Annotated in this window: 21 protein-coding genes; 18 read left to right on the top strand and 3 right to left on the bottom strand. The window is 67.6% G+C overall.

All coding sequences use genetic code 11. The annotated features are described in order from the left end of the window. Nucleotides 1-620 precede the first annotated feature (620 nt). From BLS81_RS17760 to BLS81_RS17835, 16 genes are all read left to right on the top strand, one after another. On the top strand, nucleotides 621-1,247 hold the full coding sequence (locus BLS81_RS17760) for a lytic transglycosylase domain-containing protein (protein WP_176787243.1): 627 nt from the start codon (nucleotides 621-623) through the stop codon (nucleotides 1,245-1,247). Further along, the gene (locus BLS81_RS17765) at nucleotides 1,244-3,217 is read left to right on the top strand and encodes a flagellar biosynthesis protein FlhA (RefSeq protein WP_093225888.1); all 1,974 of its coding nucleotides are present in this window, start codon (nucleotides 1,244-1,246) and stop codon (nucleotides 3,215-3,217) included. Before BLS81_RS17760 ends, BLS81_RS17765 begins: the two co-directional genes overlap by 4 nt. Beyond that, nucleotides 3,217-5,025: a type III secretion system outer membrane ring subunit SctC gene (gene sctC, locus BLS81_RS17770; RefSeq protein WP_176787244.1), complete on the top strand. Its 1,809-nt coding sequence runs from the start codon at nucleotides 3,217-3,219 to the stop codon at nucleotides 5,023-5,025. Before BLS81_RS17765 ends, sctC begins: the two co-directional genes overlap by 1 nt. Continuing rightward, nucleotides 5,022-6,149 carry a hypothetical protein gene (locus BLS81_RS17775; RefSeq protein WP_093225891.1) on the top strand — a complete coding sequence of 376 codons (1,128 nt, stop codon included), beginning with the start codon at nucleotides 5,022-5,024 and terminating at the stop codon, nucleotides 6,147-6,149. The genes sctC and BLS81_RS17775 overlap by 4 nt, the downstream gene beginning before the upstream one ends. A 20-nt stretch (nucleotides 6,150-6,169) precedes the next feature. Next, nucleotides 6,170-6,481 carry a hypothetical protein gene (locus BLS81_RS17780; protein ID WP_093225893.1) on the top strand — a complete coding sequence of 104 codons (312 nt, stop codon included), beginning with the start codon at nucleotides 6,170-6,172 and terminating at the stop codon, nucleotides 6,479-6,481. A gap of 2 nt (nucleotides 6,482-6,483) precedes the next feature. Further along, nucleotides 6,484-6,870 (top strand): hypothetical protein, encoded by a 387-nt coding sequence (locus tag BLS81_RS17785; protein ID WP_093225894.1) that lies wholly within the window; start codon nucleotides 6,484-6,486, stop codon nucleotides 6,868-6,870. Nucleotides 6,871-6,888: 18 nt separating this feature from the next. Further along, entirely contained in the window at nucleotides 6,889-7,638 is a 750-nt protein-coding gene (gene sctJ, locus BLS81_RS17790; RefSeq protein ID WP_093225896.1) for a type III secretion system inner membrane ring lipoprotein SctJ, read from the top strand. Next, a complete protein-coding gene (locus tag BLS81_RS17795) occupies nucleotides 7,635-8,117 on the top strand; it encodes a hypothetical protein (protein ID WP_093225897.1) in 483 nt (160 codons plus the stop codon). Before sctJ ends, BLS81_RS17795 begins: the two co-directional genes overlap by 4 nt. After that, nucleotides 8,114-8,719 carry a FliH/SctL family protein gene (locus BLS81_RS17800; protein WP_093225899.1) on the top strand — a complete coding sequence of 202 codons (606 nt, stop codon included), beginning with the start codon at nucleotides 8,114-8,116 and terminating at the stop codon, nucleotides 8,717-8,719. The genes BLS81_RS17795 and BLS81_RS17800 overlap by 4 nt, the downstream gene beginning before the upstream one ends. Further along, on the top strand, nucleotides 8,709-10,037 hold the full coding sequence (locus tag BLS81_RS17805; protein ID WP_093225900.1) for a FliI/YscN family ATPase: 1,329 nt from the start codon (nucleotides 8,709-8,711) through the stop codon (nucleotides 10,035-10,037). The genes BLS81_RS17800 and BLS81_RS17805 overlap by 11 nt, the downstream gene beginning before the upstream one ends. Further along, nucleotides 10,034-10,489, top strand: a complete 456-nt coding sequence (locus BLS81_RS17810; protein WP_093225902.1) for a hypothetical protein — start codon at nucleotides 10,034-10,036, stop codon at nucleotides 10,487-10,489. The genes BLS81_RS17805 and BLS81_RS17810 overlap by 4 nt, the downstream gene beginning before the upstream one ends. Beyond that, on the top strand, nucleotides 10,480-11,094 hold the full coding sequence (locus BLS81_RS17815) for a hypothetical protein (protein ID WP_093225903.1): 615 nt from the start codon (nucleotides 10,480-10,482) through the stop codon (nucleotides 11,092-11,094). Before BLS81_RS17810 ends, BLS81_RS17815 begins: the two co-directional genes overlap by 10 nt. Nucleotides 11,095-11,223: 129 nt before the next feature. Continuing rightward, nucleotides 11,224-12,993 carry a GGDEF domain-containing protein gene (locus BLS81_RS17820; RefSeq protein ID WP_093225905.1) on the top strand — a complete coding sequence of 590 codons (1,770 nt, stop codon included), beginning with the start codon at nucleotides 11,224-11,226 and terminating at the stop codon, nucleotides 12,991-12,993. 166 nt (nucleotides 12,994-13,159) lie between these two features. Next, on the top strand, nucleotides 13,160-14,314 hold the full coding sequence (locus BLS81_RS17825) for a patatin-like phospholipase family protein (protein WP_093225906.1): 1,155 nt from the start codon (nucleotides 13,160-13,162) through the stop codon (nucleotides 14,312-14,314). A 9-nt stretch (nucleotides 14,315-14,323) separates the two neighbouring features. After that, a complete protein-coding gene (locus BLS81_RS17830; protein ID WP_093225908.1) occupies nucleotides 14,324-16,453 on the top strand; it encodes a gluzincin family metallopeptidase in 2,130 nt (709 codons plus the stop codon). 4 nt (nucleotides 16,454-16,457) lie between these two features. Continuing rightward, nucleotides 16,458-18,053, top strand: coding sequence for a ComEC/Rec2 family competence protein (locus tag BLS81_RS17835; RefSeq protein ID WP_143023397.1), 1,596 nt, complete (start codon nucleotides 16,458-16,460; stop codon nucleotides 18,051-18,053). 296 nt (nucleotides 18,054-18,349) lie between these two features. Here the strand turns inward: BLS81_RS17835 and BLS81_RS17840 are convergent, their stop codons facing one another. From BLS81_RS17840 to BLS81_RS17850, 3 genes are all read right to left on the bottom strand, one after another. Further along, complete coding sequence (locus BLS81_RS17840) at nucleotides 18,350-20,020, bottom strand: hypothetical protein (protein WP_143023398.1); 1,671 nt, start codon at nucleotides 20,018-20,020, stop codon at nucleotides 18,350-18,352. Between the two features lie 8 nt (nucleotides 20,021-20,028). Further along, on the bottom strand, nucleotides 20,029-20,724 hold the full coding sequence (locus BLS81_RS17845) for a DUF6683 family protein (protein WP_093225912.1): 696 nt from the start codon (nucleotides 20,722-20,724) through the stop codon (nucleotides 20,029-20,031). 309 nt (nucleotides 20,725-21,033) lie between these two features. Then, complete coding sequence (locus BLS81_RS17850; protein WP_093225914.1) at nucleotides 21,034-21,885, bottom strand: class I SAM-dependent methyltransferase; 852 nt, start codon at nucleotides 21,883-21,885, stop codon at nucleotides 21,034-21,036. A 257-nt stretch (nucleotides 21,886-22,142) separates the two neighbouring features. On the opposite strand from BLS81_RS17850, the gene BLS81_RS17855 reads away from it, so the two are divergent. Then, nucleotides 22,143-22,685 (top strand): RNA polymerase sigma factor, encoded by a 543-nt coding sequence (locus tag BLS81_RS17855; protein WP_256326319.1) that lies wholly within the window; start codon nucleotides 22,143-22,145, stop codon nucleotides 22,683-22,685. Beyond that, entirely contained in the window at nucleotides 22,585-23,643 is a 1,059-nt protein-coding gene (locus BLS81_RS17860; protein WP_256326320.1) for a FecR family protein, read from the top strand. Before BLS81_RS17855 ends, BLS81_RS17860 begins: the two co-directional genes overlap by 101 nt. Nucleotides 23,644-23,730: the final 87 nt, after the last annotated feature.

The raw sequence follows: 23,730 nt of genomic DNA on the forward strand, positions 1-23,730 counted from the left end.
TCGCGCCGACTTTGGGCATCCCGTCACGCAAGTATTACGCGACATTCAAGACTTTCGGTCAGGCAATTCGGATAGAAAAATCGAAGTAAAAATGCCACCGGCTCCGAGAAGGTCAATACAAATGTTACAAGACACGATGAGCTGTGTGGCTTTTACAGATATTGCGATTCCGGAATGATTCTTCGCAAAAACGTAGCAAATCTGCAACAGTCAAGGGGATTGCGATGAATGGGGCCGGAATGGCTCAACTCGTCGCAAAAAGCATAACGGCTCGTCGCCAAGCGGTTCCATTACAATCATTTGACCGACTAGCCGTTGGCGCAAGACACGTGCCGTCACGCTACGGACACATGTCGTAACAGGGATATCACCACAGGTCACAGTGCAGGCAGGGCGCCACGACGGGCATCGGGCGCCTGGACAAGACGGTTCGGATCGACATTCCGCCGGGTTCCTTAAGTTGGATCGGAGACCGCTTCGTGACGAAGAACGCTATCCGCACTACCGTTTATAGTTTGGCTGCTTCCACTTTGATTGCTGCGTGCGGTTCAACGTGCTTGGCGCGGCCGATCAAAGATACCGATCTCTTCGCGAAATGTCCGCTCACGGCGAATCTGCGCGTGGCGGACCCGCGCACGTTGAACGAGTTCGAGTCGCTCGAAGCGTGTCGTGACACGATTGTCAGCCAGGCGCCCGCCGATGTGCCGGACGATACGGGCGTTGTTCGCATCATTGGCGTGAAAGCGAAGCCCGCGCCGCGCGGCAAGCGGGCCGCGCCAAGAGACGCGGCTGGCGGCGTGACCAAGGCAAGCTGGTCGGCCACGCTCAGCCCGTTCGATCGCGACGTGGCGCGCACCGCCGCCGCCTATCGGATCGATCCGCTGTTCCTTCATGCCATCATCCGCACCGAATCCGGCTATCGCCCGGCCGCGGTGTCGCATGCCAAGGCGGTGGGACTCATGCAGATCATGCCGGCGACCGGCGCGACGCTCGGCGTGCGCACCGCTGGCCTGTACGAACCCGCCACCAACATCGACACCGGCGCGCGGCTGCTCAAACGGCTGCAACGCCGCTACGGCCGCGACTTCGGGCTGATCCTCGGCGCATACAATGCCGGCGAGGGTGCGGTTGCGCGCTACGGCAACCGCGTGCCGCCCTATCGCGAGACGCGTGCCTATGTCGGCACGGTGATGGGCCGCTACCAGGCGTTGCGCGCCGCGTCGTTCAGCGCGGGGGTGGCGCGGTGAGCGCCGTCACGCTGTTGCGCCGACTGCCGCGCACCTCGCTGCGCGCCGCCGATCTGCTGCTGGTCGGCGCGCTGGTCGCGGTGATCGGGCTGCTGATCCTGCCGCTGCCGCCGCTGGTGCTCGACGTGCTGATCGCCACCAACATGACCGTCGGGGTGCTGCTGCTGCTGAGCACGCTGTACGTCACCAAGCCGCTCGATTTCTCGACCTTCCCGTCGGTGTTGCTGCTGACGACGCTGTTCCGCCTCGCGATTTCGATCGCGACGACGCGGATGATCCTCGGCCATGCCGAAGCCGGGCATATCGTCCGCCAATTCGGCGAGATGGTGGCGGGCGGCAATCTGATCGTCGGGCTGGTCGTGTTCCTCATCATCACCATCGTTCAGTTCGTGGTGATCTCCAAGGGCGCCGAGCGGGTTGCCGAAGTCGCCGCGCGCTTCAGCCTGGATGCGATGCCGGGCAAGCAGCTCTCGATCGACAGCGATCTGCGTTCCGGCCTGATCGGCAAGGACGAGGCGCGCGCACGTCGCCGCACGCTCGAGAACGAAAGCAAGCTGCACGGTAGCCTCGACGGCGCGATGAAGTTCGTGAAGGGCGATGCGATCGCCTCGATCATCATCGTGCTGGTCAACCTGATCGGCGGCCTCGCGGTCGGCGTGTTCTCGCACGGCATGCCGGCGGGCGAGGCGATCACGACCTATTCGATCCTGACGATCGGCGACGGGCTGGTTGCGCAGTTGCCGGCGTTGTTCAGCGCGATGGCGGCTGGCCTGCTCGTCACGCGCACGACCGACGAGGAGGACGAGCGCGATCTCGGGCCGACCATCGCGCGCCAGATTGCCAGCAAGCCGCGCGTGCTCGGCATCGCCGGGGCGCTGTGCCTGTTGCTCGCGATCATCCCCGGCTTCCCGACCCTGGTGTTCGTCGCGCTCAGCGCGGCGCTGTTCGCGGGCGGCGCATGGAACCACCCGGTCTCCAACGCGGCGATCCGCGCGCGGCTCGCCCGCTTCGACAGCGCGCCCGCGCCGGTGCCGGAGAGCGTCGAGGCCAAACCGGCGCCGCTGCGCGCGGTGCGTCCGCTGGTGCTCGAAGTCGCCGCGCCCGGCCTTACCGGGCCGCGCGTCGCAGCGCTGTCCCAGGCGGTGACGGCGGTGCTGGAGCGCACGCAGGCGCGGCTCGGCCTTCCGGTTCCGCCCGCCGAGATCGTGCCGAGCGCGGTCGCGCCGGGTGAACCGGGCAAGTGGGCGCTGTTCCTGTATGACGCGCCCGCCGCGAGCGGGGTGATCACGCACGAAGATTTCGAGGACCGGCTGTGCGACGATGTCGAGCGCGTGCTGCGCCGGCATGTCGGCCAGTTCCTCGGCCTTCAGGAAGTGACCGGCATCCTCAACGGGATCGGCACCGACTTCCCCGATGTCGTCAAGGAAGTGGTGCGCGCGGTGCCCGTCACCCGCATCGCCGAGATCCTGCGCCTCCACGCCGAGGAGGAAGTGCCGATGCGCAACATGCGCGACGTGCTCGAGGCGATCGCCGAGGCCGGGCAGAACGAGCGCAATGCGATCCCGCTCGCCGACCTTACCCGCGTTGCGCTCAAGCGTTATATCGCGCCGCCGTACCTCACCGCCGACGGGCGTTTCCGCGTGCTGGTGATCGGCACCACGCTCGAACGCTTCTGCCGCGACAACATCCGCATGCTCGACGGCGTGGCGCGGCTCGCGATGGAGCCTGACCATGCGCGCACGATGATCGGCATGATCCGCCGCGAGGTGGCCGAGAGCGGCGCCCGCGCCGTCGTCACCGCCTACGACCTGCGCCGGCCGCTCCGCCGTCTGCTCGCCGCCGACCTGTTCGAGCTGCCGGTGCTCGCGTTCAACGAATTGATGACCGACGTGCCGCTCGACGTCGCCGGTCAACTCGACCGGACGCCGATCGCGATCGAGGATGCCGACACGGTGTGGGCGGCCGAATGATGCGCGCGCTCCGTGACCTGTCGCGCGTCGGCGCCGGGCTGGGCTGCATGGTGCTTGCCGCCACGCCGAGCCTCGCCGGGCCGATCCCCTTCACCGCCAAGCCGGTCGCGATCGAGGCGCGCGATCAGGATATCGGCACTTTCCTCAACCAGTTCTTCGCCGCGGCTGGCCTGCCGGTGGTGGTCAGCACCGAATTGAGCGGCAAGGTCAACGGCCGTTTCACCGGCGCGCCGGCCAGCGTGTGGGCAAACGTATCGCGTGCGTTCAACCTGGTCGGCTACCATGACGGCGCGACGGTGGCGGTCTATGCCGCGAAGGACGTGCAGAGCCGCACCGTGGCGGTGCCCGCCGGCCGCGCGCAGGAACTGGCGAGCGCGATCGCGCGCGCCGGGCTTGCCGATGACAACAACCATGTCCGCGTCACCTCCGCGCAGTCGCTGCTCGCGACCGGGGTGCCCAAGTTCGTCGATCAGGTGCAGCAACTCGCCGCCGCCCTGCCGGCCGCGCCGGGTGCGGGGCAGGGCGGCATCGACCGGATCAGCCCGTCACGCGCCGCGATCGCGCCGGTCGACGCGGTCGAACCCTACGAATTGCGCGTCTTCTACCTCAAATACGCCCGCGCCGACGACACCATGCTCGATGCGGGCGGGCGTGAGACCAAGGTGCCCGGCGTCGGATCGACGCTCAGCAAGATCATGGGCGACGGCCAGCCGGTGGCGGGTTCGGTGACCGGCCAATATGGCAGCCGCCGCATCCGCCAGAGCCAGCCGCGGCTGATGGGCCGCGGGCTCGATGCGGTCGATCCCGATGCGGCGCAAGCCTCGCCGACGGCGCCCTATGACGATGAATATCTAGGTCTGCCGCCGGCGCAGGGCAACGCCGTGGCTTCGGCCGCCGCCGGCGCCAATGGCCGCTATGTCCAGTCTGGCCCGCGCATCAGCATCGACCCGTCGCTCAACGCCGTGATCGTGCGCGACCGGCCGGAGAACATGCCGGCCTATGAGGGGCTGGTCAAAGCGCTCGATATCGCGCCGCAGGTGGTCCAGCTCGAAGCGACCATCATCGATCTCAACATCGACAAGGCGCGCGAACTCGGCATCAACTGGCGCGTGCAGAGCCAGGGCTTCAACGCCCTGTTCGGCGGCGACCTGACCCAGCGCAGCGGCAATGCCGCGAACGACATCGCCAATTTCGGCAGCGCCAACAACGGCCTGTCACTCTCCAGTGTGATCGGCGCGCACCGCGAGCTGATCTCGCGCATCACCGCGCTCGAACAGAAGGGCGCGGCGCGGATCGTGTCGCGGCCGCAGCTCGTCACGCTCGCAAACGTGGAGGCGGTGTTCGATCGCACCCAGACCTTCTACGTGCGCGTCGCCGGCGACCGGCAGGTCGATCTGTTCAACGTGACCGCGGGCACCGTGCTGCGCGTCAACCCGCATGTGCTCACCGAGAACGGTGCCCCGCGCATCCGTATGGTGGTGGCGGTGCAGGACGGCACGATCCTCGACAACCGCGTCGATCGCATCCCCGTGGTGGAGAATGCCAGCGTCAACACGCAGGCGCTGATCAACGAAGGCGAGAGCCTGTTGCTGGGTGGCCTCACCGTCAACGCGAAATACGATGCCGAGAGCAAGATCCCGATCGTCGGCGACATCCCGGTGCTGGGCGAGCTGTTCAAGAGCCGCTCGAAATCGTCGTCGCGGATCGAGCGGCTGTTCCTCATCACCCCGCGCGTGGTGCGGCTCGATCAGGTCGCGACCGCCGCGGCCGTGACGACCACGCCCCTCATCCCCGGAGCCAAGCCATGACCAAGCCCCCGACCGTCACCGGCGACGTGCTGCGCATCATCGGCGGCCGTCTGGATGGCAAGGAATATCCGCTCATGCCCGGCGCGCGCATCCTGATCGGGCACGCGCTGGCGAGTGACGTGGTGCTGCGCGGCGCGGGCACGCGTGAGCTGTGCGTCGAACTGCGGGTCGCGGCCGACGCGGCGGTGGTGCATGTCGTGTCGGGCACGATTGAGCTGCTCGGCCGCCCGCTCGCCGCCGGCGATGAGGCGATGCTGCCCGCCTATCTGCCGTTCCGCTTCGGCGAGTTTCTCGTCGCGCACGGCGGCGCCGGGTCGGCGCGCTGGGCCGAGGCGGAGAGCGTCGGCGGCGGGCGGTGCGGCGCTCCGGTCACACCGCTGCCGGTGCCCCGCCTCGGTGATCGGCTGGTCGCGCAGGGCCGTGCTCAGGCCGCGCGGGTGGTGGAGCGGTTCGGAGGGCGGCGACTCGCGCTCGCGGCGGTGTCGGCAGTGTTGCTCACAGCGGCGGTGCAGCCGGTCGGCGCGCTCATCTCTGATCGCGAACACTCGCCCGAATCGCTCGCACAGACGCTCGAACAAGGCGGCTTCCACAGCCTCAAGGTCAGCGCCGATCCGGTCGGCGGGCTGATCGTGCATGGCGCGGTCGCGCGCGATGGAGATCTCGCGCGTCTGCGCACGCTGGTCGCGACCCGCGACGTGCCGGTGGTGCTCGATGTCACGTCCTCGGCTGCGCTCGCGACGGCGGCGGCGGACGTGCTGCAAGCGCAAGGGGTGCAGGCGAAGGCGGCACCGGCGGGCGCGGGCGGCATCGTCGTGACCGCCGCCTATATGCCGACCGACACGCAGGAGCGGCTGCGCAAACTGCTGTCGAACGACGTGCCCGGCCTCCAGCGCGTTAGCTTCCGCACCGACGACGCGCTCGGCGACAACCCGCTGCAAAGCTATTTCGCGCGGAGCGGCGCCGGGCTGGTGACCGTGGTGGAAGACCCCGGCTACATCGCCACAGCCGACGGTTCGCGCTGGTTCCCCGGCGCGACGCTCCCGACCGGGCACAAGCTCGTCGCGATCACCGACGGCCGCATCCGTTTCGAAAAGGACGGCCGCTTCGAAGACGTCCGCCTCTGACTCACTCAAGGAGAAGTGCCATGACGACGATCAACACCGGACTCACGCTCTCGAACCTCGCCGCCGCCCCGGCATCCGGGCGACTCTCTTCGCAGAACAGCTCGTCCGACAATTGGTTCGAAGCGTTCGCCAACGCCTGGGGTCAGGCGCTCGACAAACAGGCGTCGGTGATCGAGCAGCAATCGGGCGCGATCAGCGAAGGCGGCGACCAGCCGTCCGACATCACCAAGCTGACCGCCGAATCGATGAAGATGAGCTTCCTGTCGGAAAGCTCGCACAGCTCGATCGATAGCGTGTCCAAATCGCTCGAGACGATGGCGCGGAAGTCCTGACGATGACGGTCGAAGCGATCGCGGCGACCACCGCCGCACCGCCGCCGCGCGTGACCGATCTCGCGCCTGCCATGCCGCAGGCGCCGGGGCTCGGCACGCAAGTGCAGTTCGAAGGCGCGATGCACCAGGCGGCGGCCCCGCAGGCCAGCCACGACGTGCCGCCCGCCGTCAAAAACATGCTCGACACGCTCGACAAGGTCGATGGCGAAGCCAAGGGCATCGCCGATTATGCGCGCACAGCCGAACAATCGGGCGGCAAGCTGACCCCCGGCGAGATCGTGCAACTGACGATGCGCTGCCAGGAATTCGCGTTCCACGCGCAGCTTTCGTCGAGCATCGCCAATCGCAGTTCGGACGGCATCCAGCAGCTTTTCCGCCAGCAGGGCTGAGCCGGGAGGGAGAGGACCATGACAGACGCACTTACGGCGTGCCGCCGCTGGGTGGTGTTCGCACTGATGCCGCTCTTGCTGCTGTCCGCGTGCGGCAAGCAGGAAGTCTATGGCAAGCTGAAGGAAGCCGAAGCCAACGAGATGATCGCGGTGCTGCGCACCGCCGACGTCGACGCGAGCAAGACCAGCGGCGCCGACGGCAACTGGAGCGTCGCGGTCGCGCCCGACCAGTTCTCGCGCGCGGTGCAGGTGTTGCGCTCGAACGGTTTGCCGCGCGATAGCTTCGCCACGCTCGGCACGGTTTTCGAGAAGAAGGGCTTCGTGTCCTCTCCGGTCGAGGAGCGCGCGCGGCTGATCTATGGGCTGTCCCAGGAGCTGAGCCATACCGTCAGCGAGATCGATGGCGTCGTCGAAGCGCGCGTCCACCTCGCCATCCCGCAGCCCGATCCGCTGTCCGAGACGATGAAGCCGTCGTCGGCGGCGGTCTTCATCAAATATCAGCCCGGCTTCGACGTGCGCAGCCAGACCGGCGCGATCAAGGCGCTCGTCACCAACAGCATCGAGGGGCTGAGCTACGACAAGGTGTCGGTGGTGATGGTGCCGAGCCAGATCGCCGCGCCGGCGCCCGCGATTTCGATGCAGACGATCGACACGCCTGTCGTGCGGCTCGGGTTGATCGCGGCGGCGCTGCTCGCGGCGGCGGCTGCGCTGTTCTGGCCGCGTCGCCGGCGTGCTGCCAGTACCAACCTGCCGGTGCCGGCCGAGTGAGCGGCGCCGACGCCCGGCGGCGGCTGGTGGCGAGCGCGATGCTCGCGCGCCAGCTCGATCCGATGGCGCGACGCGCGGCGGCGTTGCTCGGCGCGCGCGGGCGCACCCCGCCGACGCTCGCCGATCTCGCCCAATGGCCGCGCTGGCCGACACTCGACGGAGATGCGCGGTCCCGCATCTTCGCGCTCGCCGCGTTGGTCGCGGGGCGAGACCGGCTCGCGCGCGAGATCGACGGCGAGCGGCTGCGCGATGTCGCCGCGCTGGTGGGTGAGGACGCGCTCGAGGCGGTGCTTGCGCTGCCCCCGGGCGGCGACCGCGTGCTCGACCCACCCAAAATGCTGCCCGCCGCCGGGCGCGCGCTCGCGGAACAGGCGCTCCCGCCGACGCTGGCGCAGCGGCTCGGCCGGTGCGGACGCGATCTGCCGCAAGGCGACGGGTTCGTGCGCGCGGCGGAGCGAATCGCGGAGGCTGCCGCATGACCTTCTATTTCCTCCACAATGACGGCGCGGCGCTGATCGCGACCGACCAGCCGGTGGTTCGCGCCGGCGATGTGGGCACGCTCGCCGAGGCGCGCGACCTGCTCGCGACGGTGCGAGCCTACGCGGCGGACAACGCCGCGCGCCTCACGGCCGAGACACAGGCGGCAATCGAGCGTGGCCGCGCCGAGGGTGTCGCTGACGGTCGCGCCGGCTTCGTCGCGGCCATCGCGGAGCTCACGGCGCAGGCAACGCAACGCGAACGCGAGCGTGAGGGTGAACTCGCCGCGCTCGCGCTCGCCGCGGTCCGCCAGATGCTCGGTGCGATCGGCGACGCGGCGGTTACGGCGGGGCTGGCCTGCCGGGCGGTCGCGGCGGTGGCGCCTGGGGGGACGATCACGGTCGAAGTGCCGCCGGCGCTCCAGCAGCCGGTGATCGATGCGCTCGCCGATCAACACGGCGACGGCGCGGTGCAGGTCGTCGCCGATGCCGCGCTCGAGATCGGCCAATGCCGTGTGAGCGGTGCGGACGGGCGCATCATCGCCGACCTTGGTGTGCAACTCGCCGCGCTCGCCGAACGCTGGGAGCTCGCCGATGTCGCTTGACGCGGCGCCTCCCGAAACACGGCTTTCGCAGCTTTTCGAGCGGCTCGACGCCGCGCCCGCCTTCGAGCAACGGGGGCGCGTGAAGGGTGCGATCGGCACCGCGATCCGGGTGAGCGGCATCACCGCACGGATCGGCCAGACCTGCGCATTGCTCGATCGCGCCGATCAGCCCGCGCTTCTCGCCGAAGTGGTCGGCATCCACCAGGGCGAGACGATCCTCGCGCCGCTCGGCGACTTGCGCGGGCTGTCGGTTGAAACCGAGGTGGTGGTGCGGCTTGGCGAAGACAGCGTTCCGGTCGCGCAAAGCCTGCTCGGCCGCGTGCTCGACGCGCGGCTCCAACCGCTCGACGATCTGCCGCTGGTCCGCGCCGAGTCGACCCAGCCGCTCTACGCCGACGCGCCCAACCCGATGCGGCGTGCGCGGATCGAGCGCCAGATCGAGACAGGCGTGCGCGCGATCGATGGCGTGCTGCCGATCGGGCGAGGGCAGCGCGTCGGCGTGTTCGCGGCGGCCGGCGGCGGCAAGTCGACGCTGCTCGGCACGCTCGCGCGCCAGACCGAGGCCGACGCGATCGTCATCGCGCTGATCGGCGAGCGCGGGCGCGAAGTGCGCGAATTCATCGAAGACAATCTGGGCGAGGCCGGACTCGCGCGGTCGGTGCTGATCGTGGCCACCTCGGACCGGCCCGCGCTCGAACGCGTCCGCGCCGCGCACGCCGCCACCGCGATCGCCGAGGGATTTCGCCGTGACGGCAAGCATGTGCTGCTGCTGATGGACTCGGTGACGCGCTTCTCGCGCGCGCTGCGCGAGATCGGGCTGTCGGCCGGCGAGCCGCCGGTGCGACGCGGCTTCCCGCCGTCGGTGTTCGCCGAATTGCCGCGGCTGTTCGAACGTGCCGGCACCGATGCGCGCGGCGCGATCACCGGCATCTACACCGTGCTGCTCGAGGATGAGGAGGATGATCCGGTCGGCGAGGAGGTGCGCTCGCTGCTCGACGGGCACATCATCTTGTCGCGCAAGCTGGCGGCGCGCGGCCATTATCCGGCGATCGACGTGCTGGTGAGCCAGAGCCGGCTGACCACGCAATTGGTTTCCAGCGAGCAGCAACGCGCTGCGATGGGACTGCGCGCGCTGCTCGCCAAGCTCGACGAGATCGAGCTGATCGTCCAGGTCGGCGACTACAAGCCGGGGCAGGATGCGCTCGCCGATCGCGCGCTGGCCGCCAAGCCGGCGCTCGACGAGTTCCTGCGCCAGCCCACGCGCGACCGCTGCGATCTCATCAAGACACAGACGATGCTGAGGGGATTCGAGCCATGAGGGACCAGATCGACAAGCTCGGCGTGCTGCTGCGACTACGGCGGCGCGAGGTGGACCGGCGCGCGCGCGAGGCGGCGATCGCGGCGGCGGCGGTGCAGGCCGCAGAGGCGGCGCGGGCCGAAGCTGAGCGTTTCGCCGTCGCCGCGCGTGTCAAACGCGACCGGGCGCTCACCGAGCGGCTCGCCGCGCCCGCCGACGCGCATATCGCGGCGTTCTGCCTCTCGTGCGAGCAGCGCGTCCACGAGGCGATCGAAGCGCTCCGCCGCGCCGAACGTGCCATCGCCGGCGCGGTCGAGCGCGCCACCGCGATCCGCCAGCATCTGCGGCGCGCCGAAGCACGGCTGGAGGCGCTCGCCACGCAGTTGCATCAGGCGGTCGCGCGGCAGCGGCAGGCCGGCGAACGCCGCGCCGCCGACGATCGCGTCGTGCCGGGAGCGCTGGCATGGGCGTGACCGCCCCGGCTGCTACATCGCCCGCCGCCTCGACCCGGTCGGCGCCCGCCGCCAGGCCGCGCCCCGAAGGCGACGCGGCGAAGCGCTTCGGCGAAAGCCTTGGCCGGCACGCCGCGGGCGCGCAGGGCGATGGGGCGGGCGCCGATACGCCGCAGCGGGCCGTGAAGGTCGGACTCCACCCGCCGCGAAAATCCGTGCCGCCAGGTGACACGGGCGGGCAGGGCGTCGCCGCCGATCTGCCCGTGCCGCGCCGCGTGCGGGACGAGCATCCCGCCGCGCTTGCGGACGGCACGCCGACGAAGGCGGTGGCCGCCGCGCCCGCCGAGCGCGCACCGCCGAGCGGCACGCCCGCGCAACCGGCGATCGAGGTCGCAGTCGCCGACCGGCTTGGCTTGCCCGAACCCCGTGGCGGCGAGACCCGGGTGAGCTTCCCCGACGCACAGGCCCCCGCGCGTGACGTTCTGGTCGTACAGGACGCGGGCGGCGGTGTGTCGATCGACATCACCCTGCGCGATGATCGCCCGCGCGACACCGCTGTAACCGACGAGCTTCGCCGCCGTCTGGCCGCGCGCGGCATCCTCGTCGCGCAGGTCGCCGCGCATTAGCTGCGCGCCGCGGCTCAGGTGAGCGCGCCGCCGGGGTCGCGAGAAACGCGAACGCCGTCCCTTATCCTAATCCATGTTACATTTCCCGCGCTATGATATCTTCAGGTGTGTGCGATAGGTCGCACCGCAATGGTTCGCGAATCGGTTGTCCTGCGTCTCTTTCGAAAGATCCTGATCGTCTGGTGCGCGATCGTGTCGCTGGGGGCGGGCGCGTTCGGCGGGCCGGCACCTGCTTTTGCCGACGTGCTGCGGGTCGGCCGTCCGCTGTGCTATGCGGTCAGCCGGACCGTCGCGAAAGACGGTGGCTCACCCCTCGTTTTCCTGTGCGCCGGGCAGCCCGAGGGCTATCAGAAAGGCACGCTCTGGTTTCGCGCGATGCTGCCTCTGGGAGCGGACCGGCGCGACGACCTCTCGCTGATCGTTCACAGTTCGCGGTTCGATCGTCTGCTCGTCACCTTCTCCTACGCCGATCGCGCGGTGGAGCGGCAGGACGTGCGCAGTGGTGATTTCGGTACCCACTGGCGGGCGGGCGGACAGCTCGCCTTTCGCGCGCCGCACCGCGACGTGCCGCTGACGGGCGTTACGATACGGTTCGACAAAGTCGCGAGTGCGCACCTGCTGCGCATGAGGCTCGTCGGGCGCGGGGAGGAAAGCACCCAGACGGCGGGACTGGCGGCCCTGATCGGCGCGGCGCTCGTGCTGTTGCTGGCGGGAGCGATCTACAATGCCTCGCTGGCGCTTGCCCTGCGTCGACAGTTCTCGGCGTGGCAGGCGGCGTGGGCGATCTGCATGGTCGCGTGGGGCGCATGCTGGTCACAGCTCCACCTGCTTTTCCTTCCGGCGATGGCCGGCGCCGTGTCCGCGCAGATTTGTACATTTCTCTCCTGTCTCGCCATTCCGCTCGCCACCCTGAGCGCGATCACCGCGCTGGAAGAGCGCTACGTCAGCCGCTGGCTGAGACGCGCCACGCTCTGGCTGACGGCGGGCGTATTCGTGCTCGGCATCCCGCTCTCGCTGATGCGGTCCGGGCCAATCGACACGCTCGGCGGCGTGCTGAGCGTCGTGGTGCTCGCCAATTTGGTCGCGGTCGCCTTCTGCATCGGGCAGGCCTGGCGGCGGGGGAGCAGCGACGCGCGCAGCTACGCCGGAGCCTGGGCGGTGCCGATGCTCGTTCTCGCCTCCACCAGCTTCTTCGATGCCGACGCGATGTTCTGGGGTGGTGGATCGCAGATCCTCGTGCTTTTTGCGGCGGCGTGGCAGACGCTCTGGCTTTCCGCCGCCGCCTCTCGCTCGCACGGCCGCCTGCGCGCGGAGCGCGACATGGCGCGTCGAGCCGAAGGCCAGGCGCAGGAACTGGCGCGCCGCGACGCCCTGACGGGGCTGCTCAATCGACGCGGCTTCATCGAGCGGATCGGCACCGTCCTCGATACGTCGCGCGACAGGGGCGAGGCGGTGGCCCTGCTGCTGATCGACGTGGACTGGTTCAAGTCGATCAACGACGCTTACGGGCATGAGGCGGGTGATGTCGTGCTGGCGGCGATCGCTCGCTGTATCGCGCATCACGAATGCCCGTCCTGCATCGTCGCCCGGCTCGGCGGCGAGGAGTTCGCGGTGATGGTCGCGGGGCTGGATGGCGCCGAACTGATGCGCTTCGCAGAGGGGCTTCGCCAGCAGGTCCGCGACTGCGAGCACGGCGACCTCATCGACAACCGCAACGTGACGGTGAGCATAGGCATTGCCGAAACCATCACTGGAGCCGATTTCCGCGCGCTTTATCGGCTGGCGGATGAGGCGCTTTACGAGGCCAAACGGAACGGACGCGACCGGGTCGTGATCCGCCCACCGGACGCCGCTAACCCTTGCACCGATGATCTTGACCAGGTCGCCGTGGGGCTGTGAGGTGTGCTGCTGCCGTCGCCCGGCGAAAAGATCATGATCCGGCATAGGTGAAAGGGACTCGCTGTCCCACGCTTCCGGGGGCGTGATCGGCGTGGCGCTTTTCACCTATACGAAGCGCCCGCGCTATGGTCGATTTCGGCGAACCTACGCTTCGGGGGCGGGTCGAATGGCCGAAATCGAGCAGTTCTCGGAACCCGATGGCGAGCATCTGCTCCGCCTGTTCGATTCGGTTTCCTATGATGCCGACGGGGTCGGGCTGGCGCTCTCGGGCGGGGGGTATAAAGCGGCGGCCTATCACCTGGGTGCGTTGATCCGCCTCAATGAGCTTGGCTGGCTGCCGAAGCTCTCGCGTGTTTCCAGCGTTTCGGGCGGCTCGATCGCGGCCGGATTTCTCGGGCTGGTATGGCGCAAGCTGATCTTCGCCGCGGATGGGGTCGCGACCAATTTCGACACGGTGTTCGTCGAGCCGCTCGGCACGTTTCTCACCGAGGTCAATCTCGACATTCCGCAGGGTCTGCTCGGATTGCTGCTGCCCTTCCGCTCGGCCGCCGACGGCGTGGCGAAGGGCTATGACCGCCATCTTTTCAAAGGCGCGACGTTGCAGGATTTGCCGGCGGACGGGGAGGGGCCGCGCTTCGTGATTCTCGCGACCAATTACGAACTCAATTCCCTCTGGCGCTTCGCGCGGCCCTATGCCGCCGATTATCGCGTCGGCATGATCGACAATCCGGTGCTGTCGCTATCGCGCATCGTCGCGGCGTCGTCCGCGTTTCCGCCCTTCTTCTGCCCGATCGAGGTCGATTTCGCGGGGCAGACGGTGAAGCCCGTCGCTGGCGCCGATCGCAACGAGGGCGATTTCCTCAAACGCGCGGTCCTCGCCGACGGCGGTATCTACGACAATATGGGGCTCGAACCGATCTGGAAGCGCTACGGCACGCTGCTGGTCAGCAATGCGGGCGGCGCGTTCGACGAGGAACACCGGCCGACCGACTGGTTCAATCTGCTCTTGCGGGTGATCAACATGATTCACCGTCAGGCCGAGAACAACCGTCAGCGCGCGCTGATGATGCTCGCCAAGACCGGCCAGCGAAAGATCGCCTATTGGCCGCTCCGGAATGCCGGCAGCGCCTATCCGGTGCCATCGCCCGCGCAACCGTCGCCCGAGGACGTCACGCGCGCGCAGGAGGAGGGCGTGCGGCTCTGGTCGCTCGGCGCCAGGGCGTATGCGCGCCTCGTCAATCATGGATACAGTCTGTGCGATTCGGCAATGGGATCGTATCTCGGCTCCGGCACGCCGCCGCCAGCCACGCTTCCTCTCTAGGAGTCGATCATGGCGAAGATGGTGCCGATCCCGCAACCGACCGCCCGCCGGCTGCGCGTCTATGCGTTCGATCCCAACGCCTCGCTCGATCTTGGATCGGCCAAATTCAGCCACGCGACGATCGCGCTCGCCTGGTCCGACCCGACCGAGGAACCGATTTCGGTCGGCCCGGTCAACGAATATCTCGAGGTGATCGATATCGATCCGGCGAGCCGTCAATTCTACCCGCCGCTCGATCTCAACGCGCCCGACGTGCTCGGGCAGGACGGGCTGCCGCCGTCGGAAGGCGATCCGCGCTTTCACCAGCAGATGGTGTTCGCGGTCGCGATGAAGACGATCAAGCTGTTCGAGCGCGCGCTCGGCCGCAAGGTGATCTGGGCGCCGGCGTGGGACGACGACGAAAAGACCTATGTTCCCACGCTCAAGCTGCGCGTCTATCCGCATGCGCTGCGCGAGGCGAACGCCTATTACAGCCGCGACAAGCGTGCGCTGCTGTTCGGCTATTTCAACGCGACGCAGCGCGCGGCGGGCGCGAGCTGGATCTTCACCGCGCTTTCGCATGATATCATCGTGCACGAAACGACGCATGCGATCCTCGACGGGTTGCACCCGCGCTATTCGGAACCGACCAGCATCGACAGTCTGGCGTTCCACGAGGCGTTCGCCGACATCGCCGCCCTGTTTTCGCATTTCCAACTCTATGAGGCGGTGTACGACTATATCGAGAAGAATGCCGGCCATCTCGACCAGATCGGCTTGCTGAGCGGGCTGGCGGGGCAATTCGCAAAGGGTACCTCGGGGCATCCGTCGCTACGCGATTTCATCGACACCAAGCCTGACGCCAATCTGATCGAGAATACGGACGAGCCGCATGATCGCGGCTCGATCCTGGTCGCGGCGGTGTTCGACGCGTTTCTCAGCATCTATTCGGCGCGAACCGTCGACCTGCTGCGGATGTGTGGACTCCAGATGGGCGCGACCGGGCCGCTCCATCCCGATCTCGTCGCGCGGCTGACCGGGGAGGCGACCAAGAGTGCGGATCACGTGTTGCGGATGTGCATTCGGGCGCTCGATTATCTGCCGCCTGTGGATGTGCGATTCGGCGAATTCCTGCGCGCGATCATCACCGCCGATGCCGATCTGATCCCCGATGACAGGCTCAATTACCGGCTTGCCTTCATCGAGGCGTTCCGGCGACGCGGTATCTTTCCCGAGCATTGCCTCTCGATGTCGCCCGACAATCTGCTGTGGGACGCGGCCGACCCGGACTTGACGATCAGCGATATCGACGCCGAGGGCATGAACCTCGTCCCGCAATATAGGCGGGGCGACATTGTCAGGACGGCCGAGGAGAATCGCCGCAAGGTCTGGTACTGGCTCACTCAGCCGGAGTTGCGACTTGCTGGGCCGCCGAACGCGGCGGATGAGCAGCGTTTCGCCGCCTTCCGCGCGAATGCGCGCGCGGTGTTCGCCCACGATCATGCCTGCACCGGCGCGCGGTTGACCGCCTACCTGGCCGATATCGACGCCGATCTCGCCTGGCTGGGCATTTCCGAACCCGACCGCGAGAAGCTCGCGGCCGATCTGGGCGCGGCGCCGACCCACTTCGCACGGTGGGAGACGTTTCTGAAAGTGCTGACCGATCCGACGCGCGCGACCAATGTCGTGTCCGATAAGAACGTCGATCGGGCGTGGGAAAGGGAGCTGGGGCTGTTCTTCCAGCGACCGTCCGACAACCCGCTATATACGATTCGGGGCGGGATGTCCGGCCTGTCGGTCGAGGTGGCGAGCGTACGCACGACCCGGCGCACCGGCCCCGACGGACAGGACATCCGCCAACTCGTGATAGAGATCACGCAGCGTCGGCGGGGCTATTTCGACGCGAAGGTCCAGGCCGCCAACGATGCGACCCCGCCACCGCAGGGCACGTTTCCTAAAGGGGACTTCATATTCCGCGGCGGTGCAACGGTGATCATCGATCTGCGCGACAACACGCTGCGCTACGTCATCACCAAGCGGATCGACGACGATGTTCGGCTGGATCGCCAACGCCAGCATCTGCTCGCGCCCGAAGCGATGGGCTTCACGTACGATCCTGCCGCCGCGAAGGAACCCTTTGCCATGCTCCACCGGATGTAACGCGATGGCTAGGCGCACCACCACCAAGGCCGCCGCACACCCGGCCACCACGTCATCTACCGGCAGCGGCGAGACGATCACGATCCGCATGTACCGGCAGATATTGGGCGACTGTTTTCTGCTGACGCACGACTATGACGGGCGGCGCTTCCGTGCGCTGGTCGATTGCGGCGCGCTGCAGTGTATCGGCGCGAGCAAGCCGAATACGAAGGCGGCCGTCGCGCACATCGGCGCGGTGGTCGACGATCTCTTCGCCGATACCGGCGGCGAACTCGATCTGGTGATCGGAACGCACGAGCATTACGATCATCTGTCCGGCTTCCTGCTGCATTTCGACGTCTGGCAGAAATTCACCATCAAGCAGGTCTGGCTCGCCTGGACCGAGGATTATACCGACAGCGTCGCCAACGACATTCGCGATAAGAAGTCGAAGGGGCTGGCGGCGCTCGCCGCGCTCGTCGGCCTTGGTGCCGAGGGCAAGCCTAATCCGTTCGCGCTGGATCGCACGAATGCGGAGATCGACGATACGGTGACCCGGATCAGCGATCTCTTGCAGTTCTACGGCGAGATCGACCCGTGGCAGGCGCCTGGCGGTCAGGCGCTCGCCGCCGCCGGGCGGACGCCGCGCGTTCCGAAAGTGCCGCCGCGCAGTTGTCTCGACGTCTTCGACTGGCTCAAGAGCAAGGCGGCAGACGGCAACGTGACCTATCTGTCGCCGGGGCAGCAGAAGGTGTTCGGCGTCGACAATCGGCTCAAAGCGTCGGTATTCGGGCCGCCGCGCACCCGCGACCGGCTGCTCAAGCTCGATCCGACCGATGGCCCGACGCGCGAAACCTATCTCGTGCGCCCGGACGACGTCAACGCGCTCGACGTCACGCTCAAGCTTCGCGCGGCGCAGGCCGATACAGCCATGACCGACGACCCCGGCCACTACCCGTTCGCCGAGCGTTTTCGTCGATGGGAGGACGAGACATCGACCGACGCGGTCGCCGCGCTTTATTACAAGGGCCAGGCAAAGCGGCGGATCGACGGTACGTGGCTCGGCTCGGCCGACACGCTTGCGCTCAAGATCGACGGCGACGTCAACAATACCTCGCTCGCGCTGGCGATCGAGGTGCCGGGGCGCGACGTGTTGCTGTTCCCGGCCGACGCGCAGGTCGGCAACTGGCTGTCGTGGCATGACCAGCAATACCCTGCCACGCCCGTGCCGCTCGGGGGTGCGCAGGAAAGCGCTGAGCAAATCCTCGCGCGCGTGATCTTTTACAAGGTCGGCCATCACGGCAGCCACAATGCCACCGCGCGCCTTCAGGGGCTGGAGATGATGACCAGCCCCGATCTCGTCGCGATGATGCCGGTCGTGGAGGCGATCGCCAGGGAGCAGGTGACGAAGACCAATCCGGATGGTTGGGCCATGCCATACGGCGATCTGTATGCGCGGCTGAAGGATAAGACCGCGAAACGCATCGTGCGCGGCGACGGCGACCGCGCGGAGGAGGAAGCGGTGTTCGCCGCCCCGGGCGGCCGCTTCGCGCTGACCTATTCCGACAACGGCCCCAACCCGCTGTGGGCCGAGCTGACCACGATCTGTCGTCCCGCCTGAAGTGTGGTGGCTGCTGCGAAGCCGCTCGTGCGAAGTAGGGCGCGGGGAAGGTCCGCGGAGATTCCCCCGTCGCACTTATCGGTCGATCGAAGCCGCTTTGCCTTTTACGACAGGCACGCGACGCGAAAGCGGGCACCGCCGGCCTGTCGAGCATCCACTGCGCTTCGGGCAGATCGTCGAGAAGCGCCGCAGTAATCGCTGACCTGGCCAGCGGTCGTGAAGAAGCTCAGCGGGCGACCGCCGCGCGACAAGAGGCGATGGATGCCTAGCACCCCTGGGCCGCGCGTGCGGGGTTCTCAGTCGCTGTCTTTGAAATAATATGTCCCGTTCAACATCAGACCTTCGCGGTTGAGCTGATCTCGCTCGTGCGCATACACTGCGAACGACATGCGCGTGACGCGTCCGTCTGGATAGGTCAGCTTCAGCGTATAACCATCGACCTCGTAGTGCCCGCGCGTGCCGGCGCCTCGGCTCCCGCCCATCGCCGACGCGCCTTCCGCGCCCGGACCGCCGCCGGCCATGAACGAGGTGCTGCGATCGCTGCTGAACGTACCGTCGGGGAAGAAGCTGTACGAGCTCTCCGACAGCACCGAGTTTCCGCCGCCGAAGGCGATGTTCCCCGAGCCGCTGACATGACGATATTTGCCGCTGAGCTTCATGCCGCGCCGACCCGCCGTCATAGCATTGGTGGGCGTTACCTTGATCGTGTCCGTATCGCCGTCGCTCCAGGTCACGACGATCTGGTTGCCGCTGCGGGTCCAGCGGCCCCATGCTCTTGGCTCGGCGCGACGCGACGCGGCGGGGTCGATCAAGGCCGGCGGCCGGTCGAACGCGCGCTTGGCGGTGCCGTCGCGCAAGAACAACGGGCTGTCGATCGAATAGCCCGTCATGAAGCCGCCGGCCCCGATCGTGTTGCCGCCGGTGGTGTACAGACCGGCGATCTGCCCGTCCTGGAGCCCTCCGGCAGGGGGCGGGATCTGTGTGGCTGCGATCGCGGCCTGGCGCCGGTGTTCGACTTGCCCGGACCTCACGGCTTGCAGGGTGCGATCGACAGCATAGGCGCAATCCTTGAGCCACTGCTCGTTTGGGCAGCGTACCCCGACCAACACCGTGCGGCCGTCGGGCAGATTGACCGATCCGGCCATTTGAACCGCGGTTTTGTCTACGCTTCCGGGGAAGCTGCGTCGGATCCACGGATTGGTGGCGGTGCCCACCCACTTCAGCGGTCCCGGCGCCTTGTCGTCTTCGTCGATGAGCGCGTCAGCGAAGCGGGTGATGCTGTCGCGTAGCCCGGTGGCCGAAAGTGCCGACGGTGCGGTGGCATAGACCGTGGCCTGACGCGTGCCCATCACCTGACGAAGTGTGAGCACCGAGGTGCCGTCGGCAAGATACTGACTCTCCCAGCCAGGCACGGTGAGCGGTTCGGGCGGTTCTGGCATCACGATCTGACCGCGCTGTATCAGCACGAGCAGCGTTGTCGCGCTGCGCAGGCATCGATCGCCGCCATACTGATCGGGATGCGCGGTGTCGCAATTGATGTGGAACGGCAGATAGCCGCCACGCGCAGTCTTCGCCACGCCCCAGACGCTCAAGTTCTTGTCGAAGGCATAGTCCCAGCGCAGCGTCTTGGCGATCACGTCCTGCCCCATCGGCTTGGCCCCTGCCATGCTGACGGGCACGTCGTCCCCATCCGTCGCGGCATTGGCCCAGGCGCTCTCCAGCGCGTTCTGCATCGTCCGGCCGAGCGCCGGCTCCTCGGGCGCGACCTCGAGATAATAGTCGCTCTGCCACGTGAACTTGCTTGGATGCAGTTTGAGGAGACCCCTGCGCCAATCCTCCGCCTCCCAGTCGGCCACTGCAGCCGTGACCTTCTGCGAGAAGGCAGTCGGCGGATCATCGCGCGCGGGGGCGCGGGACGCGATCAGGCACAGCGCCAGCCCTGCGCAAAGCGATCGAAGCCTTACCATTCCCGGCCTCAGCGCTTGGCGAGGACGAAGCCGGTCGGCGTCAATTCCATCGCATCGAGATCGAGCGACATCGCTTTGGCGCCGGTGCGCGCACTGGCCTGAACCTGCGCCATCTTAGCGGGGTCAGCCTTGGCCTGCGCGTTCATGGCTTCGAGCAACATCGCCTGGATCAGGAACGCCTCGGCCATTTCCTGCTTCCGCGCGTCGTTGAGCGTTGCAATCTGGCCTGTGGCCGCCATGGCGTTGGCGGCCTGGCGGCGCACCGCCTGTGCCTGCTCCTTGCTGTTCTGGTCCGAGCGACCGCGCGACGCCATCCAGGCGTTCAGCCAATAGACCGTCATCGCATCGGCGACATCGTCGGTGCGCAGCCCAAAGCCGGCGAGCGCCGGAGCGATCTCGGCGATCACATCCTTTTGCGCGAACAGTTTTTGCAACTCATCGGCACCCTGCGGAGTGGCGGCGCGGGTTTTCTCAATGAACTGGGCATAGTTGCGTTTACGCAGCTCGAGGGATGGCGTGAAGCGGAACGCCGCCCCGGAAGCCGCCGGGGCGGCGGGCGGCCTTGCCGCGCCGCCGGCGGAAGGCTGGGTAGGCGCGGACAGCGTATTAGTCAGAGTGCTCATGTCGAACACGCCCTGCGCGCGGGCATCGACCGAGAGCGTCGCTGCAAAGAACAGGATCGGACTGAACAGAAGAAGGCGCATCTCGTCAGGCTCCCTCGAAGAAAGCGTGCCCATGCAAATGGCAGCGGCTGGTCCGGGCATCTCCTTCGGCTGTTGCATTTGCAAGACATGCGCACCGGCTACGGAGCGTTTCGTCTGATGGTAAGTGCAATTTGCCTTGATACGGTCTACGGTCGCTTCTCGTACATCGCGGTCGTAACCACGCCAGTTTGCAACCGGCCCAGTCCTAGCCGTTCCGCATAACCTGTACCAGCGCCCGGTTTCCGAGAACGCTCATGCCATGTCGAACGTCGGCTATTGAGTCGCCACGGCCGTCTGGATGCGAACGCTTCAGCGAGCGATGGATTGAACGCGAGCCGCGACAAGGAAGGCGAGATCCCACACGATCATACCACCCACGGCGCGATGCTCGTGCTCGATCCGCTGCGTCAGCGTGGCGGGGTCGATCTGTTCGACGGTCGCGATGCCTCGTTCGACAATTCGGGGCAGCATCGCTTGCGCCAGTATCGGGACGAACGAAGGCTGGTCGGGGTAGAGTAGGATAGCCTCGCAGCGCGCTTCCTTGATCGAAAGCCTCAAGCGCTGCATCAGTTCCGGGAGCCGGAGTGCCAGCCCCACATCGCCTCCTTCCGCTGCAACCGTCCGCCAGTTCCAGTCGTACAACTGGCGGTGCAACGCGAGATCCCCGAGCCCTGCGGGAAGGCCAGCGCGTGCATGTTCCTGAAACGCCAGGATCCCATCAGGCTTCGCCATCGCCGCCAGCCGCTGCACCGCTTTGGTGGCGTCGGGCAGGTACATCAGCACGCGACGGCCAACGATTGCATCGAAACGGCCAAGATCGGGCAGGTCATCCGAAAGATCGACGGCGTGGTACCGGATAGGCGCGGCACGTGCGTCTACGTCGATCTTCCGGGCCATCGCGAGCGCCTGTTCGCTTCGATCGATCGCGATGATTTCGCCGCTCGGTCCGGCAAGCTCAGCCACATATCGGCTGAGGTCACCATTGCCGCAGCCGACGTCGAGCACCCGCGCGCCGGGCGCGATGCCGATACCGCCGAAGAAGCGGGCGCTGGGAGCATTGGCTGGGTTGGGCGGGGCGGACAGAAGTGCATGAGACATTGTCTCATCATAGCCATGACGTTCGTCGATGCCAAGTGTATCGGTCGCGCGGAGGAGGGACAAGAGGTAGCATGATGAAGTCGCTCCACGAGGACGCTATGCTCGCGGCGATCGTAGCGTAAGCGATCGCCGATCTGAGAGCTGATGTGCGGAGCAATCCGGAACGCTGCCACTCTGCCGATCCGCGTTTCGGTTGCGAGCAGTCATACCGATCGTCAAAAGGACAGTCATCCCCGCCGCTCGCAATCCCGCGCGCTTCGCTGCTTGCTGGCGCGGTCGGTCGGTGGCACACACCGGCGATGGAGCGCGAAAGAACGTCCATGTTGGGGAGGATCGACGTCGACGGCGCGCCTGGCGACCGGCGCGTCGTCCTTGCGCGGCTCGCGCAGACCTACGACCGTGCGCTAAGCCGGTTCTTCGAGCGGCGGGTTACAGTGAACGCCGACGTACCCGATCTGGTGCAGGACGTGTACCTCCGCCTAAGCCGCATGCCGGATCCAGCCGGGATCGAAAAGCCTGAGCATTTCCTGTTCGTCACCGCTGCCAACGTGCTGCGCGACCGGGCGCGGCGCAACGCGGCGCGCGGCGGCGGCCTGCACGATGCGATCGACGAGGATCTCGCCGGTTCGGAGATTCCGCCCGACCGCGTCTTGGAGGGCAGGGAGGCGGCGGATCGCTTGCAGGCGGTGCTGCTAGAGCTTCCCGAACGAACGCGCGACGTGTTCGTGCTGCGCGTGCTGGAGGGGATGAAGATGGCGGAAGTTGCCAGCGCGATCGGCATTTCGACACGCGCCGCCGAAAAGCATCAGGCTAAGGCGCTCGCGCGCGTTACCGCCGCGCTGGAGGACTGGCGCCATCGCTGACGACGCGCTTCTTGTCGAAGCGGCCGCGTGGCACGCGCGGCTGGCGCGGGCCGACGACGCCACGCGCGCCGCATTCGCGGGCTGGCGCGCTGCGCGCGCCGACCATGCCGCCGCCTACGCACGGGTGTGCGCGGCACATGACCACGCGGCGACGCTTGCCGAGCACGACCCGTTGCTGGCGCTGCGAGGGGCGACGCTGGCGCGCACGGCGGCGGCGCGACGTTCGCGCAAGAGACGCTGGCGGGTCGCTGCCGCCGGGGCGCTGGTGCTGGCGGGCGCACCGCTCGCTGCGTTCGGCATCCGCGCCTTCTCCGCTCCGCCTGCCCCGCCTCCCTATGTGCAGACCTTCCGTACCGGCATCGGCCAGCAGACCGACGTGACCTTGCCCGACGGATCGGTCGTGACGCTCGACACCGCGAGTACGCTCGAAGTGCGGTTCGGCGCGGGCGCGCGGGCCGCGAAGCTCGACGGGCAGGGGTGGTTCCGCATCACGCCCGGCGCGGCGCCGTTTCAAATTCACGCCGGCGGCCGCGACTTCACCGCGCGCGAAGGCGTGTTCGACGTGCGCACCGATGCCGACCGGGTGCGGGCGTTCGCGGCGGCGGGGCACCTGACGCTTGAAAGCGACGGGTCATCGGTTGCGCTCGCGCCCGGCCGGCTACTGGCCGTGCGCGATGCCGATGTTGTGATTCGCACGCCCGAGGATCCGACCAACTTCACCGGCTGGCGAACCGGGCTGCTGCAATTCGACGACACGCCGCTGGCCGAGGCGGTGGCCGAGTTCAACCGCTACAGCCGCCGCCCGATCCGTATCGCCGACGGCCGCGTCGGCGCCTTGCGCGTCTCCGGCGCGTTCCGCACGACCGGCGCGCCCGCCTTCGTCGGCGCACTCACCACCGGCTTCCCGGTGCGCGTGCAGCGGGATGCGCGCGATGGCATCGTCATTGCGGCGCGCTGAGGCGCGAAAAAAGACGATAGCCGGGTTCGGACTTTCAGCGGCGCTGCGTCTAGTCCTTCGGAAGACCCCGCATGTGACGGGGCCGCT

The organism is Sphingomonas sp. NFR15 (genome assembly GCF_900103265.1).
Lineage (GTDB): Bacteria > Pseudomonadota > Alphaproteobacteria > Sphingomonadales > Sphingomonadaceae > Sphingomonas > Sphingomonas pollutisoli.